The sequence below is a fragment of the Paenibacillus sp. MAHUQ-63 genome, assembly GCF_028765165.1.
Taxonomy (GTDB): domain Bacteria; phylum Bacillota; class Bacilli; order Paenibacillales; family NBRC-103111; genus Paenibacillus_E.
On record NZ_JARADB010000002.1, the window covers coordinates 414,023 to 429,360 of the forward strand.

Annotated in this window: 13 protein-coding genes; 11 read left to right on the forward strand and 2 right to left on the reverse strand. The window is 56.4% G+C overall.

Going from position 1 to position 15,338, the window contains the following annotated elements; genetic code table 11:
* Window positions 1-8 precede the first annotated feature (8 nt).
* From PUT07_RS10010 to PUT07_RS10060, 11 genes are all read left to right on the forward strand, one after another.
* A complete protein-coding gene (locus PUT07_RS10010) occupies window positions 9-1,427 on the forward strand; it encodes a sedoheptulokinase (RefSeq protein ID WP_274467811.1) in 1,419 nt (472 codons plus the stop codon).
* Window positions 1,378-2,040 carry an aspartate/glutamate racemase family protein gene (locus PUT07_RS10015; protein WP_274467812.1) on the forward strand — a complete coding sequence of 221 codons (663 nt, stop codon included), beginning with the start codon at window positions 1,378-1,380 and terminating at the stop codon, window positions 2,038-2,040. Before PUT07_RS10010 ends, PUT07_RS10015 begins: the two co-directional genes overlap by 50 nt.
* Window positions 2,041-2,138: 98 nt before the next feature.
* Entirely contained in the window at window positions 2,139-3,059 is a 921-nt protein-coding gene (locus PUT07_RS10020; protein WP_274467813.1) for a class II fructose-bisphosphate aldolase, read from the forward strand.
* Between the two features lie 17 nt (window positions 3,060-3,076).
* Window positions 3,077-5,509 carry an alpha-mannosidase gene (locus PUT07_RS10025; protein ID WP_274467814.1) on the forward strand — a complete coding sequence of 811 codons (2,433 nt, stop codon included), beginning with the start codon at window positions 3,077-3,079 and terminating at the stop codon, window positions 5,507-5,509.
* A complete protein-coding gene (locus PUT07_RS10030; protein ID WP_274467815.1) occupies window positions 5,510-6,169 on the forward strand; it encodes a class II aldolase/adducin family protein in 660 nt (219 codons plus the stop codon).
* Entirely contained in the window at window positions 6,166-7,455 is a 1,290-nt protein-coding gene (locus PUT07_RS10035) for a four-carbon acid sugar kinase family protein (RefSeq protein WP_274467816.1), read from the forward strand. The genes PUT07_RS10030 and PUT07_RS10035 overlap by 4 nt, the downstream gene beginning before the upstream one ends.
* Window positions 7,456-7,476: 21 nt before the next feature.
* Window positions 7,477-8,109: a D-sedoheptulose-7-phosphate isomerase gene (locus tag PUT07_RS10040; RefSeq protein ID WP_274467817.1), complete on the forward strand. Its 633-nt coding sequence runs from the start codon at window positions 7,477-7,479 to the stop codon at window positions 8,107-8,109.
* Complete coding sequence (locus PUT07_RS10045) at window positions 8,106-9,068, forward strand: ROK family protein (protein WP_274467818.1); 963 nt, start codon at window positions 8,106-8,108, stop codon at window positions 9,066-9,068. Before PUT07_RS10040 ends, PUT07_RS10045 begins: the two co-directional genes overlap by 4 nt.
* Before the next feature lie 13 nt (window positions 9,069-9,081).
* Window positions 9,082-11,202, forward strand: a complete 2,121-nt coding sequence (locus PUT07_RS10050; protein ID WP_274467819.1) for a Sip1-related alpha-galactosidase — start codon at window positions 9,082-9,084, stop codon at window positions 11,200-11,202.
* Between the two features lie 23 nt (window positions 11,203-11,225).
* Window positions 11,226-11,381, forward strand: a complete 156-nt coding sequence (locus PUT07_RS10055; protein ID WP_274467820.1) for a hypothetical protein — start codon at window positions 11,226-11,228, stop codon at window positions 11,379-11,381.
* A 9-nt stretch (window positions 11,382-11,390) separates the two neighbouring features.
* On the forward strand, window positions 11,391-12,905 hold the full coding sequence (locus PUT07_RS10060; RefSeq protein WP_274467821.1) for an FGGY-family carbohydrate kinase: 1,515 nt from the start codon (window positions 11,391-11,393) through the stop codon (window positions 12,903-12,905).
* A 184-nt stretch (window positions 12,906-13,089) separates the two neighbouring features.
* Here the strand turns inward: PUT07_RS10060 and PUT07_RS10065 are convergent, their stop codons facing one another.
* Complete coding sequence (locus PUT07_RS10065; protein WP_274467822.1) at window positions 13,090-14,190, reverse strand: GerAB/ArcD/ProY family transporter; 1,101 nt, start codon at window positions 14,188-14,190, stop codon at window positions 13,090-13,092.
* Window positions 14,191-14,229: 39 nt separating this feature from the next.
* Window positions 14,230-15,315 carry a Ger(x)C family spore germination protein gene (locus PUT07_RS10070; RefSeq protein WP_274467823.1) on the reverse strand — a complete coding sequence of 362 codons (1,086 nt, stop codon included), beginning with the start codon at window positions 15,313-15,315 and terminating at the stop codon, window positions 14,230-14,232.
* Window positions 15,316-15,338: the final 23 nt, after the last annotated feature.

The following is a 15,338-nucleotide window of genomic DNA, read 5'->3' on the forward strand; positions in this document are numbered from 1 at the left end:
GAGTCTCTATGTACACGGCAGGTATTGATATAGGTACAACCTCCATCTGTGTCGTCGTCACCGGGATAGCCGATGGCCGTGTGGCGGCCGTCCGATCTATGGCAAACGATGCTTCCCTGTATTCGGAATCCGATTGGGAACGTACCCAAAGTGCGGAGCGAATCACAGCAGTTGTGCGGGCACTCATTGAGGCGTGCGGGGACGTCTGGAACGATGTTCGAACGATTGGCATTTCGTGCCAAATGCACGGCGTTCTGTATGTGAACGAGGAAGGCAAGGCCGTTAGCCCGCTATACACGTGGCAGGACGGTCGCGGCGATCTCCCTGCGCGGTCGGGAGGCACATATGCGTCTGAACTGCAGGCCTGCACGGGTTATGAGCTACACACCGGGTATGGCTTGACGACGCACTATTATTTGACGGAGCAAGCTCAAATCCCGCGCGGAGCGGTCAAGCTCTGTACGATCGGCGATTATGTGGCCATGCAGCTTGCAGGCGCGAAGACGCCGCGAATCGACAGCTCGAACGCTGCGAGTCTGGGGCTGTATGACTTGCAAGCGGGCCGGTTCGACCGGGAGCAAGCGGAAGCCGCCGGAATGGACGCCGGGTATTTGCCGGAGCTTGCCAACGGCAGCCCGATTGCCGGCGAGACGGCTGACGGGAAACGGGTGCACTGGGCGATTGGCGACAATCAAGCCAGCTTCCTGGGCGCAGTTCCTGCCTTCGAAGGCACCCTGCTCCTCAATATCGGAACCGGGTCGCAGGTATCCGTATATTCGCCCCGGTATCTGACATGTCCGAGGCTGGAAACCCGTCCGTTCATGGATGGCGGCTACCTGCTCGTGGGAGCTTCGCTGAGCGGCGGGAAGTCGTATGAGCTGCTGGAGCGATTCTTCCGCGAAGTCGTTGCGGTATTCGGCGGAGATGCGCAGCGAACCTTGTACGAGACCATGAACCGTCTGGCCGAAGAAGCGTTGGCGGATCCGGCGGCGGGATTGCGCGTCGGCACCCAGTTTTACGGAACTCGCGAGGAGCCTGGCCGAAGAGGTACCATTGCCGGGATCGGGCCGGACAATTTCCATCCGAGGGCGCTGACGGCAGCATGTCTCCACGGCATTCTGGAGGAATTGGACGGGTACACGAAAGAGCTGCCACCTGCCGTGATCGCCGGGCTGACGAGACTGGCGGCTTCCGGTAACGGGATCCGCAAGAACAAGGCACTGCAGCGAATGGCAGCCGCTCAATGGGCGCTGCCGCTGAGCGTGGCCGGCGTGAACGAGGAAGCTGCCTTCGGCGCAGCCGTTCATGCCGCCGTCGGCAGCGGGTACTTCGGCAATTACGAGAAAGCACTGCAAACGATGCAAAGGAGCGACTCATATGACAACGAAACTTGCCATCATTCACACGACCCCGGTAACGGTGGATAGTTTAAAGGCGCTGGCTGCGGAATTGCTGCCCGGCGTTCCCGTTATGAACTGGGTGGACGATTCCATCCTGCCGCAGCTTGCGGCGAACGGCGGGAATATCGGCGAGATTGAAGACCGCTTCCGCCAATATGCGCTGATCGCCCAGCGGACAGGCGCGTCCTGCATACTCAGCGCATGCTCTTCGATCGGCGAGCTGGCGGCCCGCGTGCAGCCGCATCTCGATATTCCGATCGTCCGCATTGACGAGGCGATGGCGGAATACGCCGTTAATTCGGCTCACACTGTCGGTGTCGCCGCAACGTTGGAGACGACGCTACAGCCGACGCAGCGGCTGATCTCCGGGAAAGCCGAACAAGCCGGCAAATCCGTTCGCATCGAATCGGTCGTGGCGAAGTCCGCGTACCAGAAGCTGCTCGCCGGAGACAAAGAGGGACATGACGAGGAGCTAGCCGCCGTTCTTCGCAATTTGGCGGCCAAGACGGACATTGTCGTGCTGGCGCAAGCTTCAATGGCCAGAGTCATCTCGCAGTTTGCACCCGAAGAGCAAACGAAGTTCCTCAGCTCGCCGCGTCTGGGCATGCTGCGGGTGAAACAGGTAATCGGGCAATTGTAGGCATTTATATATAGTAGTTTATAGACCGTATAGAAAGCTTATAGAAAGCTTATAGAGCGTATAGAGAGAAAACAACGGATAACAAAGGAGAGCAAACCATGACTAAACTATCTGCGAATTCACACGTTATTACTTTGAAAGAAGCTTTGGAGGTGGCGGAATCCAATCATTTTGCCATCGGTTCCTTCTCGCCGCGTTATACGCCGATGATTGCCGCCGTTCTGAAGGCCGGCCAGCTGGCCAATTCGCCGATGATCGTGCAAATTTCGCATAAAGAACTGATCCGTTACGGCATTACGCCTGCGGAATTCGGGGAAGAATTTTATCGCCAGGTGGAGGAGCTGCACATTACGGTGCCTGTTGTCCTTCACTTGGACCACACCAAAGAGCTGGAAACGATTAAAGACGCGATTGAAGCCGGCTTTACATCGGTTATGATCGATGCTTCGGAGAAGCCCTTTGATGAGAACGCCGCCATATCCAAAGAAGTTGCCGATTATGCCCACACGAAGGGTGTTTCCGTTGAAGCGGAACTCGGCATGATCGGAACGACCGATTTCGTCGAAACGGACAAGGATGAAGAGCTGTATACGGACCCGGAGGAAGCACAGAAGTTCGTAGGTATGACCGGCGTTGATGCGCTTGCGGTATCTTGCGGCACGGCGCACGGCGTCTATGTCGTGAAGCAGCCGAAGATCGACTACGAACGGCTGATGAAAATCCGCGAGCTGACACCTGTCCATCTCGTGCTGCACGGCGGCTCCGGGGTGCCTTCGGAGATGATGCGCAAGGCCTACCGGCTGCCGGGCGGGGGCGTCAGCAAAGTGAATATCGCCACGGATCTGGAGCTTTCCCTGCTGAAGGCGCTCGGGCGCGAAGAGCGGATGACGAATGAAGAGTGCAAGAACTTGCCGCCGGAGCAGCTGCAGGCCGGACGCGACGCCGTGACGCAGACGGTGATGGAAAAGATGCGGGAGTTTCTGAGCTCTGCAGGCCAAGCGAATGTGTTCAGCAAATAACGAGGAGGATTCCCGAGATGAAAGAAAATAAATTGTACATGATAGGCAACGCGCATCTGGATCCGGTATGGCTGTGGCAATGGCAGGAAGGATTTCAAGAAGCGAAAGCCACTTTCCGTTCGGCGCTTGACCGGATGAATGAATCGGAAGATTTTATTTTCACATCCAGCTCGGCTGCGATGTACGAATGGATCGAGAACAACGAGCCGTCCATGTTCGCGGAGATCAAGCAGCGCGTGAAGGAAGGGCGCTGGAACATTGTCGGCGGCTGGTGGATTCAACCGGATTGCAACATTCCGAGCGGTGAATCGTTCGTTCGCCAAGGGCTGTACGGACAGCATTATTTTAAAGAGAAATTCGGCGTAACGGCGAAGGTCGGTTACAACGTGGACAGCTTCGGACATAACGGCATGCTGCCGCAAATTTTGAAGAAGAGCGGTATGGACTACTATGTCATGATGCGCCCGATGCCGAATGAGAAAGGGCTGCCAAGCCGCCTGTTCATCTGGGAATCGGATGACGGCTCACAAGTGATGACGTTCCGCATCATGTATGAATATTTGTCTTGGGGCAAAGATTTGGAAAATCATGTCCGCAGATGTCTGGGCGAATTCAAAGAGCCGCTGAACGAATTGATGCTTTTCTACGGTGTCGGCAATCATGGCGGCGGACCGACGAAGGAAAATATCGAGAGCATTCGCCGCATGAATGCGGACCCGTCCTTGCCGAAGCTGGAGTTCTCCACGCCGGATGCGTATTTCAAAGAAATGGAAAATAGGAATTTGCAGCTTCCGGTCGTTCACGATGATCTGCAGCACCATGCCAGCGGCTGTTATGCGGCGCACTCCGGGATCAAACACTGGAACCGCAAGGCGGAAAACCGTCTGATAACGGCAGAGAAATATTCAGCTTTGGCTTCTTGGATTACGGGCCAGAAGTACCCGGCTGAGTTCAAGCAAGCTTGGAAAAATGTGCTGTTCAATCAATTCCACGACATCTTGGCGGGAACGAGTCTTGAGCCTGCATATGAGGATGCGATGTATCTGTACGGGGAAGCGATGGCGATTGCCGACCGTTCCTTGAACTATGCGGTTCAGTCGCTGTCATGGAGCATTGGCATCGAACAGGACGTCGCGATGAAGCCGATCGTCGTCTTCAACCCGCATGCTTGGGAGAGCCGGGTGAACGTCGAGCTCGAAGTCGGCGGCATCAAGCCGACGACCGTTCTGCTTGACGACCAGGGCAATCAGGTGGCGTTCCAGACGGTTCAATCCCAAGCGTCCGCGAATGGCCGCTTCCGCTTGAGCTTCATGGCCGATCTTCCGTCGATGGGCTACCGCGTCTACAAACTGTTCGCAGAATCCGCTTCGCATAAAGCGGTTGGCGAGCCCATTCAGGCCAGCGATTTAGTAATGGAAAACAAACGTTTCCGCTTGGAGTTCGATAAAGAAACGGGATATATCAAAAGCTTGTACGACAAGAAGAACGATCATGAAGTGCTGAAAGGCGACGGCGCGAAGCCGGTCGTCTTGGACGACAAATCGGATACTTGGAGCCACGATGTGCTGCACTTCAACCAAGCGGCCGGCGCTTTCACGGCGAAGAGAGTGTTCCGCGTCGAGCACGGACCGGTGAAATCGGTCATCCGCGTTGTCAGCGAATACGGCAATTCCAAGCTCGTACAGGATTTCGCCATGTATCCGGACCGCGATCAGATCGATGTGCAAGTGATGGTCGATTGGCGCGAATCGTTCAAAATGCTGAAGCTTGTGTTCCCGGTGAACGTGATTTTCAGCAAGCAAACGTATGAAATCCCTTATGGGACGATTGAGCGCGAACATAACGGCGAAGAAGAGCCGGGCTTGACGTGGATCGATTACTCGGGCGTCACGCGCAAAGGAAATATCATGTACGGATTAAGCCTAATGAACGATGCCAAATACAGCTACAGCATGCATAATCAAGATATGGCGATGACGGTGCTGAGAAGTCCGATTTATGCGCATCATGTGCCTTATGAGCCGGATCCGAACGGGGAATACTCGTTCATTGATCAAGGGATTCAACGCTTCTCTTACGCGCTGCTGCCGCATGAAGGCACGTGGGAGCAGGCGGGTACGGTGAAGCGCGCTGCGGAACTGAACTGCAAGCCGGTCGCTGTCATCGAATCGTTCCATGAAGGCCCGCTCGCCCAAACCGATTCGTTCGTTCGGGTGAACAAGGAGAACATCATCGTGAGTGCGATCAAGCAAGCGGAAGATAACGACGATCTTATCGTGCGGGTCTACGAAACGAACAAATCGGCGACAACCGCGACAGTCGAACTGCCAAGATGGAAGCGCGTCATCAAAGCGGACTTCAAGCCATGTGAAATCAAGACGTTTCGTGTGCCGCACAATCCGGAATTGCCGGTCAAGGAAACCAATATGCTGGAATGGGATGTGGAATAAATGGAAGCATCGGTTTGGCGGCAGCTGCAAGAAGCCGGTCGTTACATGCTGAACAATGGATTAGCTTGGGGAAACGCCGGCAACATCAGTGCGCGAACCACTGACGACCATTATTTGATTACGGCAAGCGGAACCGACCTCGGGGAGCTGAGCGAGCATGACTTCGTCGAATGCTCGCTATCGCAGGGCACCCTGGCCGCCGCCTCGGGCAAGAAGCCGTCGAAGGAAGTACCTATGCATCAGGCGATCTACGAGTTGCGTCCGGATGTCGGTGCGGTGCTGCATGCATCACCGTTCTACAGCACGATGCTCGCCTGCTCGGATGAGAAGCTTCCCTCGGAATGGTTTGTCGAAACGATGTACTACCTGGAGCGCATCGAACGTGTTCCGTATTTTCACCCGGGCTCCCGCGAGCTGGGTGAAGCGGTGCGGGACAAAGCTTGCAAAGCGAACGTATTATTTCTTGACAATCACGGGGTGCTTGTTTACGACAAGAATGTGAAGGAAGCGCGTATGGCGATGCATACGCTCGAAATGGCTTGCCGCATGTACGTCACGGCGAAGAGCTCGGGGATCTCCCTGCGCAAGCTGCCGGAGGACGTCGTGCAAAGCTTCTTGAACGAATCGGGCTACAGGCCGAGAAGGAGGTTCGCCGAATGATCGGAATTGTTGCCGACGATATTACGGGAGCTAACGATATCGGCATTATGTACGCCAAGGCGGGGCTATCCACGCACGTCTATCCGATGGAAATGTGGGACAGCCAGAGCGCGAACGAGCCTGATGTGCTTGTGCTGGATACGCACTCCCGACTGGATACGCAAGATGAGGCGTACCGCAAAGTTTATGAGATGACATGCAAGCTGCGGGAAGCGGGATGCACTCGGTTCATTAACAAAACGTGCTCTGTATTTCGTGGCAATATCGGAGCTGAATTTGATGCGATGCTGGATGCCTTAGGGGCATCCTTTGCCGTTGTGGTGCTCGGCTTCCCCAAGAACGGGCGAACGACATTAGGCGGCATCCATTATGTGCATGGCAAAAAATTGGAGGAATCGGAATTCCGTCACGATCCCGTGCATCCGATGCTTCAGTCCGATTTGGTTCATATTCTACAGGCGCAAACGGATCGCTCCGTAGGACTTGTAACCATCGAGAAGGTGGATGCGGGGGAAGAGGAATTGAAAGCCGATTTGGCCGCTATGAAGCAGGCCGGCTTTCACTATGTCATCGTGGATGTGCGGGACCAGCAGTCGTTGAAAACGATTGCGAGAGCGGTACGGCATGAGCCGATTGTATGCGGAAGCTCAGCTTTGGCCGAGGAGCTCGCTCTGCTGGAACAGCCGCATGCAGCTGCCGGCACGGCGGAGCAGGCGCTTCCCGAGCTGGGAAGAACGGCTGTGCTGTGCGCCGCAGGAAGCTTGATGCCGCAGAGCGCCGCGCAGATCGCTTACGCGAAGCAGGCCGGCGTCCATACGCTGGAGCTGGAGTCCATGCAGCTCTTCGTTGAGTCGGAGAAGCGTGCGCACTGCAAGCATTTGGTGCAGGAGGCTTCCAAGCTGCTGGAGGGAGGACGCGATGTGCTCATTCACGCCTCGAACAGCCCGCTGCAAGTGGCGGCAACGAAGACGAGGGGGCGTAAGCTCGGCTTCAGCAACACGGAGGTGTCGAGGCTCGTCTCCGATGCGCTATCCAGCGTCGTGCAGGCGGTTGTCGAAGCGACGGACCAGAGGAGGCTGCTTATTGCCGGCGGGGAAACATCGGCTGCGGTATGCGGGAAGCTGGGTGTCAGCGGCCACCGCATCTGGCAGGAAATCGAGCCGGGGCTGCCTTCCTGCCTGTCGCTTCAGACGCCGCCTCGCTTCCTGGTGCTGAAATCAGGCAGCTTCGGCAGCGAATCCTTTTTCATAGAAGCAATCAACCATTTGAAACAAACTTCAATTTAACGGTAGAGAGGAGCATGGCATATGAGTGAGACGTTCGAGAGGCTGATGGTGAAATATCCGGACTTGGAGCCTTGCCGTGAGTCGATAAAAGCTGCATTCGAGGCGATGAAGCTGTCGTATGACAGAGGAGGCAAGATGCTGTTGGCCGGCAACGGAGGCAGCGCTGCGGACTGCGAGCATGTCGTAGGCGAACTGATGAAGGGCTTCATGTCTCCGCGCAAGCTTCCCAAGGAGAAGAGAGAGCTGTTGATGATCCACGGGGAGGAGCAGGGACGCTACTTGGCGGACCATCTGCAGGGCGCGCTGCCGGCTATTTCGCTCGTGAGCCATACGGCTTATGCAACGGCATTCAATAACGATGTGGCGGCCGACATGGTATTTGCGCAGCAAGTGTACGGGTATGGCCGGCCGGAAGACACGCTCGTCGTATTCAGCACATCCGGCAACTCCTCCAATATCGTCCATGCGGTACAAGTAGCCAAAGCGCTGGGCGTTACGACGATCGGTCTGACCGGAGCAGGCGGAGGCCGGCTGAACGAGCTTTGCGACGTCATCGTCCGCGTTCCTTACAGCTCGACCCCGGACATCCAGGAGCGCCATCTGCCGATTTACCATGTGCTGTGCATGATGCTGGAGGAGGCTTTCTTCGCATGAGCCTCTTACTCGGCGGTATCGATATCGGAGGAACGAAATGTGCGGCCGTACTCGGTACGAGCACGGAGAATTCCGTACAAATTCTGGATAAAATTGCTTTCCCGACGCCGGGAACGCCGGCGGAAGCGCTGGCCAAGCTCGCGGATGCGCTGGAGCAGCTGCTTGAGCGTCATCGGGGATCCCTGCAGGCGATCGGCATCTCCTGCGGCGGCCCCCTGAGCAGTAAAGACGGCCTTGTACTCTCTCCCCCTAATCTCCCGGGATGGGACCGGATTGATGTCTGTACGCCATTCCGCACGCGCTTCGGCGTGCCCGCCGGCCTGCAGAATGATGCGAATGCTTGCGGACTTGCCGAGTGGAAATGGGGAGCCGGCCGCGGATCGCAGAACATGGTGTTCCTGACGTTCGGAACCGGCATGGGTGCCGGACTCATTCTTGGCGGCCGCCTGCATGCGGGAGCGAACGATATGGCCGGCGAAGTCGGACATATCCGGTTGACGGAAGACGGGCCGGCCGGTTACGGGAAGAATGGCTCTTTCGAAGGGTACTGCAGCGGAGGCGGCATCGCCAAATTGGCGCAGCAATTGTTGGATAACGGGGGAAGCGCTGCGGCGGCGTCCAGCCTAGGGGCAGGCGAATTGTCAGCCAAGGCGGTGTTCGAAGCCGCACATGCCGGCGATGCGCTCGCCCTGGAGGCCGTGCGTATCGTCGGCAAGCAGTTGGGCCGCGGGCTGGCGATTCTCGTCGATGTGCTCAACCCCGATACGATTGTGATCGGCAGCATTTATGAACGGCAGGAGTCGCTGCTCGCCCCGCTGGTGCAGGAAGAGCTCGCCCGCGAAGCTTTGCCGCTGCCGCTCAGCGTCTGCCGGATCGTTCCGTCCGGACTTCGGGACCACGTCGGCGATGCGGCCAGTTTGTCGGTCGCGCTTCATGAATATGAATTACAGCGGAAGTAGAGGAGAGGTATCCATGGTGCAAAGTGATAAAGATCTAAGGGGCGTACTTGGCCGTATCGCCGTTTCGGTGACGCCGGACTCCGGCCCCGTTCTGCCGCTGCCTGGCAAAGAGAGTGTAGAGCATTCGGGCACGGATTCATTCGGGGCCTATTTGGAATCGCAGCAAATATACCGGAACGAAGAAGAGACCGCTGTCGTGACGTTGAAGCTTCGCGTCTATGACACCTTCGTTTTGGGCTCCATCCAAGGCCAGTTCAATAACGCGAACGATTTTGGCAAGCAGCTTTGTTTTGCCGGACAGAACGGCATCATCCTACAGGCTGGGGAGATGGCTCAAGCGGACGGCTTAATGGCCAACTACCAGCATAAAGATTGGTGGACGCGGCCTCACTTCAGCCGAGAGTGGTCCGCCTTGCCGGAACGCACGCAATCCGTGCTGTGGCGGCAAGGGGAAGCTTACTACCACTTGCTGCCGGTATGCGGTCCCGTGTTCCGCACGGACGTATGCGGCGGAACGTCCGGGTTGCAGGTTCGCGTCTCTTCCCATCAAGGCGGAAGAACGGCGTGCGAGGCATTCTCGTTCGTGCTCGGAACAGGCAGCGATCCGTACGAGCTCGTAGAGCGCCATGTGCAGATTGCGCTCCAAACGCTCGATTACCCTACGCTGCCTCGCGCGCAGAAGCCGTACCCGGAGATCCTCGATTCCTTGGGCTGGTGCTCTTGGGATGCCTTCTATCATCAAGTCAACGAAGAAGGGTTGCTGCGCAAAGCGGAGGAAATGAAAGCGGCAGGCCTGCCTGTCCGCTGGGTCATGATTGACGACGGTTGGTCGCAAATTACAGACAGGAAGCTGGCCGGCTTCGATGCGGATCCGGACAAGTTCCCGCAAGGGCTGGGGCATACGGTCCGTGAGCTCAAGACGCAGTTCGGCATACGTTGGGTCGGTGTATGGCATACGATTGCCGGTTATTGGGGCGGGATTCATCCCGAGTCTCCGCTGGCCAAACAATACAGCGGCTACTTGTACAGCAACGCCAAAGGCAGCTTGATTCCGTATCCGGACGCCGGCCGGGGATTCGGCTTCTGGCATGCCTGGCATTCCTACCTGGAGCGGCAAGGGGTCGATTTCGTCAAAGTCGACAGCCAGAGCGCTGTTTTGAATTTCACCAAGCACGAGAAGGCGATCGGCGAGGCGGCGGCTGCCGCTCATCAAGCATTGGAAGCTTCGGCATCGCTGCATTTCAACAATACGATCATCAACTGCATGGGGATGGCTGCAGAGAATATGTGGCACCGCCCCAAATCGTCCGTTTCCCGCAATAGCGACGATTTCGTTCCGCAGGATGCATACGGCTTCGCCGAACACGCCTTGCAGAATGCTTACAATTCGTATTATCACGGCGCGTTCTACTATGGCGATTGGGACATGTACTGGACCAAGAACCACGACGATATTCAAAATGCGGTGCTTCGCTCCGTTAGCGGAGGTCCTGTCTATTTCAGCGACGCGCCGGGGAATACGGACGCTTCGAAAATATGGCCGCTCATTTACCGCGACGGCAGCATCATTCGCTGCGAGCAGCCGCCAAGCCCGACGGCGGATTGCTTGTTCCTGGATCCGATGCAGGAGAAGGTGCCGCTCAAGCTGTGGAACAAGGCGCAGGGCTCGGGTGTCGTCGCCGCTTTCCATATCGGCAAATTCACGGATGCCGTGACAGGCACTGTCGGTCCGTCCGACGTTCCGGGGCTGTCTGGCGATTCCTTTGTTCTGTACGAGCATTTCTCAGGCCGTATGCACAAGCTGCGTGCGGGCGAAAGAATGACATTCGAGCTGCAGCCAGGGCAATGTGCGCTGTATGTCATTGTGCCGGCTAGGGGTGCGGTGACGCCGATCGGTTTGACCGAGAAATACATCGCGACCGACGCCGTGCAGCATGTGAAGGATGAGGGGAATACCGTTTCTCTTCAATTGAAGGAAGGCGGTAAGTTCCGTTTCGCCGCAGTCTCCGGCTCCGCAGACGTGAGCGTAAACGGGAAGGCGCTTGCCGTTAAAGCTGTCGGCGGCGGTCTCTTCGAGGTGGAAGTGCCGCAGGATGGCGACAATTGGCAGGTTATTCTGACTGCCAAGCCTTAATGGGGATAACGGGGTGAGCTGGCATGAACAAGACGATGAGATGGGAAGCCCGCATTCCGCAGCTGGGAGCGGCGGACGTCGTCATTATCGGGGGATCTCTGGCAATGGAAGAGGATAGCGAATCCGTCCTGCGGGAAGTGAAGGTGCATTCGAACGTTTTGTCATTTTTGCATAGATGAGGTGGCTTCATGTTAGTAGCGCTGGATATCGGAACGACGAATATCAAAGCCGGGGTTGTCAGTGAAGACGGGAAGCTGCTGGCTGCTGCGAGCAGGCCGAACCGGAAGCATCAACACGAGCAGGGTTATATGTATTATGATCCGCAGGAGCTGTGGGGGACGCTCTGTGAATTAATTCGTGAAGTCTCCGGGACAACAGCCGGTATAGGAGCAGTACGGGCTATCGGCATTACGAGCATGGCGGAGAGCGGCATGCTGGTGGATCGCCGGACGGGAGCCGCCAAGTCGCTGATCATCCCCTGGTTCGAAACATGCTCGATCCCCCAGGAAGCCCGGATCAAACGGGAACTGGACACGTACGAGCTTTTCTGTCAAAGCGGTCTGCACCCTTCCTTCAAGCAAGGGCTCTCGAAGCTGCTGTGGATTCGGGAGACGCAGGAAGATGCGCTGAGGGACTGCGTATGGCTGTCGGTATCGGCGTTTGCAGCATACCAGCTCACAGGCCGCTTCGCCGAAGAAGAGACGCTTGCAGCCCGCACGCTTGCTTACCGCATCGATGAGCGGAAGTGGAACGCTCCGCTGCTGCGGCATTTCGGCCTAGACGCAAGTTTGTTTCCGCCGGCGGTGGAGACCGGAGCTTCCGTCGGAAGCGTGCAGCCTGATATCGCCGGCCATCTCGGACTCGGCGCGGATACGGCCGTATGCCTCGCCGGACATGACCATGTCTGCGCTTCGCTCTCTATCGGGGAGCGGGAGCGCGGGCAGGTCTATAACTCGATGGGCACGGCCGAGACGCTCGTCGGCAGCTTGGCAACACGGCCGCTCGGGCAGGCGGATTATGATTCGGGCCTGGCGTTCGGCCTGCACCCGCTGCCGGGGCAAATGTTCTGGATGGGCGGCCACTCCGCCTCCGGCGGCTCGATCGAGTGGCTGAGGGGCTTGCTGGATGCGGGCGATATGTCGTATGCCGATATCATGAGCCTTCTGGACCGCGTGCCGGCGGGACCGACGGGGATTCTGTTCTACCCGTACTTGTCCGGCTGCGGGGCGCCTTCCGTCGACGCCTCGGCGAGGGCGGCGTGGATCGGACTGTCCGCACGCCATCAGCGCGGAGACATGTTCAAGGCAATTCTGGAAGGCAACGCCTTCCAGATGGAATGGATGCGGCAGGAAGCCGAGCTCATCGGCGGCGAGCCGGTTCGCCGGCTGGTCGTTGTCGGCGGCGGCGCCAAGAACCGCCACTGGCTGCAGATCAAAGCCGATGTATCCGGCATCGAGCTGGAGCAGCCGGTGCTGCCCGAGGCGACGCTGCTTGGGGCTGCGCTAACCGCAGGTGTCGGCTGCGGCGTGTACGCTTCATACAGCGAGGCGATTAGGGCGCTCCCTGCCGGGAACTCGCACGTGTATAAGCCCGACCCTGCGCGGCATGAGGCGTATCGCGCCATGATGGAGGCTGGCTTCTCGCCGCTGCGGCCGCTGCTGCTCGGCTATGACCGGTGGCTGAGCGGGCAGATGCAGCGATGAGAACGCATCGCTGTATGCCGTTTCTGCCACGAGTGCCTGCTATCAGACACCAGTGCGCTTATTTGGGCATTTTGAGGCGATTACGCCTCGAAAATGCCCAATAGCGTTCCTGGTGTCCGTTCCATTTACCGCCGATTAACGAGTACGGTCCGTAAGCCGCAAGCCGGCCGAGGGACCGCGCCGTTCACCCCCCGTTCTTCTTCCTTCGAAACCGCGTGACGATATACATCAACGGCAAATAGCCGAAAATTAAGATCATCCCGATCCGCTCATAGACGTTGTTCAACGCTTGCAGCCGGGAGTAGTCTTTGACAACGAGCTGCGCGATCACGAACAACGCGAGGATGATCCATAATGTAACGGATGGCTTCGCCCGCACGGACAGCTTCAAACTATGGCATGCTGCCCATAGACTTAATGAAATGTTGGCCAGCATCTTAATAAACCAAATGGAGATGACGAGATATTCCACCCGCTGCATGAGCGGGAATTGCATAATGGATATCATGTTCAAGGTCGGCCAGATGATATGAACGATTTGACCTTCACTGTAGTACATGAACGAACTCAAGCCCACTTGCAAATACATGAGCGTTGCCGTGAGAACGGCGCCATGCGCCCATTTTTGCGATTTGGCCGGTGTCTGAATGAACGGATAGACGAGCAGCAGCACCTCGAACCCCAGGAAATAAGGAATCATGGTATGCGTGGACCTGACTATTTGTTCAGCGGAATGATTCCAGACCGGCAGTAAATTTTGCGGATGAAATTCAGGGATCAGCCGTATCGTCAGCGGAGCGATAAAGAGGAATGTGCTGACAGCCCCCCAGAAGCACAGACCGGCAACCGTACGAAAGCCGCCGGATACCGCATAATAAATGAGCAGGAAGATGATGAGCGCAATCGGCATCATTTGCATGGCGGGAAATATCCACACCTGGAGCACTTCCAAATACGTGCGGAACGTCGAGAAAGCGCCAAGGATGAAATGGCAGGCGAGAGCCAGATTCAACACGGTCCCCGCCAGCTTGCCGAACGTAGTCCGGTTTATCTCGACGATCGTCGTATTCGGCGTATGCCGGCTGGATAATATGCGGAACATCAACCAGATGAAAACGTGCATCGTGACTCCGGTAATTAATATTGAAGTCCAGGCATCGTATCCGGCGCTCTTCACAATTTCCCTTTGAAAATACATCATGCCGGCATCGACAATGCTCGTATAGATCACAAAAAAGAGCAAATAAGGAGAAGCGGTGAATTTGTCACGAACTGTGTTCGGCATGCTTGGAATTCCCCCTGTACATATAACCTTGCTGCCACCCTATAGCTCTCCGACACCGCTCTGCACGATCGCTAAGTCGACGTTAACCTTTGTTTTTAGCTGTGAATAGGAAGCCTGAAAATCTTGTTCATTCCAGTTCCTCGTTCTGCTTCTGACGAAGTCGCCAAGCCCGAGCGGATCGACCATCTTGGTTTGACACAGCTGAATGAAGTCCTCACATTGTTGGGCCAAATAAGAAGATAGCTGTTGTTCAAACTGATTCATCTCGCTTTGGGTCTCCAAATGCAGCCAACTGGGGATATCTTTGACGAGCACCTTGAGCTTCAGTTGAAAAACGACGGCAGGCTCCGTATTTGACGTATCGTAACGATAGCGTATGGATGAGGAGATGTTCTTCACGAGCACGTAATCATGAATCGTTGATTTGTCGCCTTTCATCGGCATGAGCAGACTCCCGCTGCGGGTTGATTGGGTGAGCAGCTTCAGCAGGAATGCTTCGCGGATGCTCACTTTGGTTTCAAATTTGTCACCCTTGAACAGGGCTAGCCCGTCAATCTTCACGGTGCCGCTCTCTAATGTGAAGAAGGGAAGGTAGAAGTCCCGCCCCTTACCATAATGGTCGAACAGGATCTGCTGAAAATTCATTTTGGGAAGATTGCCGGATTCAATGTTTTGCTCGACCATGTTCGTCAAATAGAGCGATTCCTGCGATTTATTAGCTATCGCGAGCAGCTTGTGAGCCTCGATCTCCGACACGCCCATCTGGATGCGGGCGGAAATTTTGGCGTCACGGCAGAAGCTGCCGATAACGGGACCGATGCCTTGCTCTGCGTATGTTTTAGAGAAGAGCACCAATCCCATTTGGCCGTACTGTATCGTTTTGTTCGTCTTCGTGTTCAACCGGGGAATCATATCGAAGCTGGAATCAGAGCTCGTCATCAGCAGCTGCGGATTCGCTTTTCCTTTTTCCGTATAGTTGGCTGTATTGACCGAGCAGAGCGAACGGCCGTCTATCAGGTCATAGCCTGCAGTTTGGACAAGCTGGATTTTGTTGATGACTTGCTGGTTGCCGCAAGCGGACACAGTCAAACAAGCGATCAAAGTGATTGCCGCTCTAGAGATCATACAGCGTTCATTTTCCTTTCTGA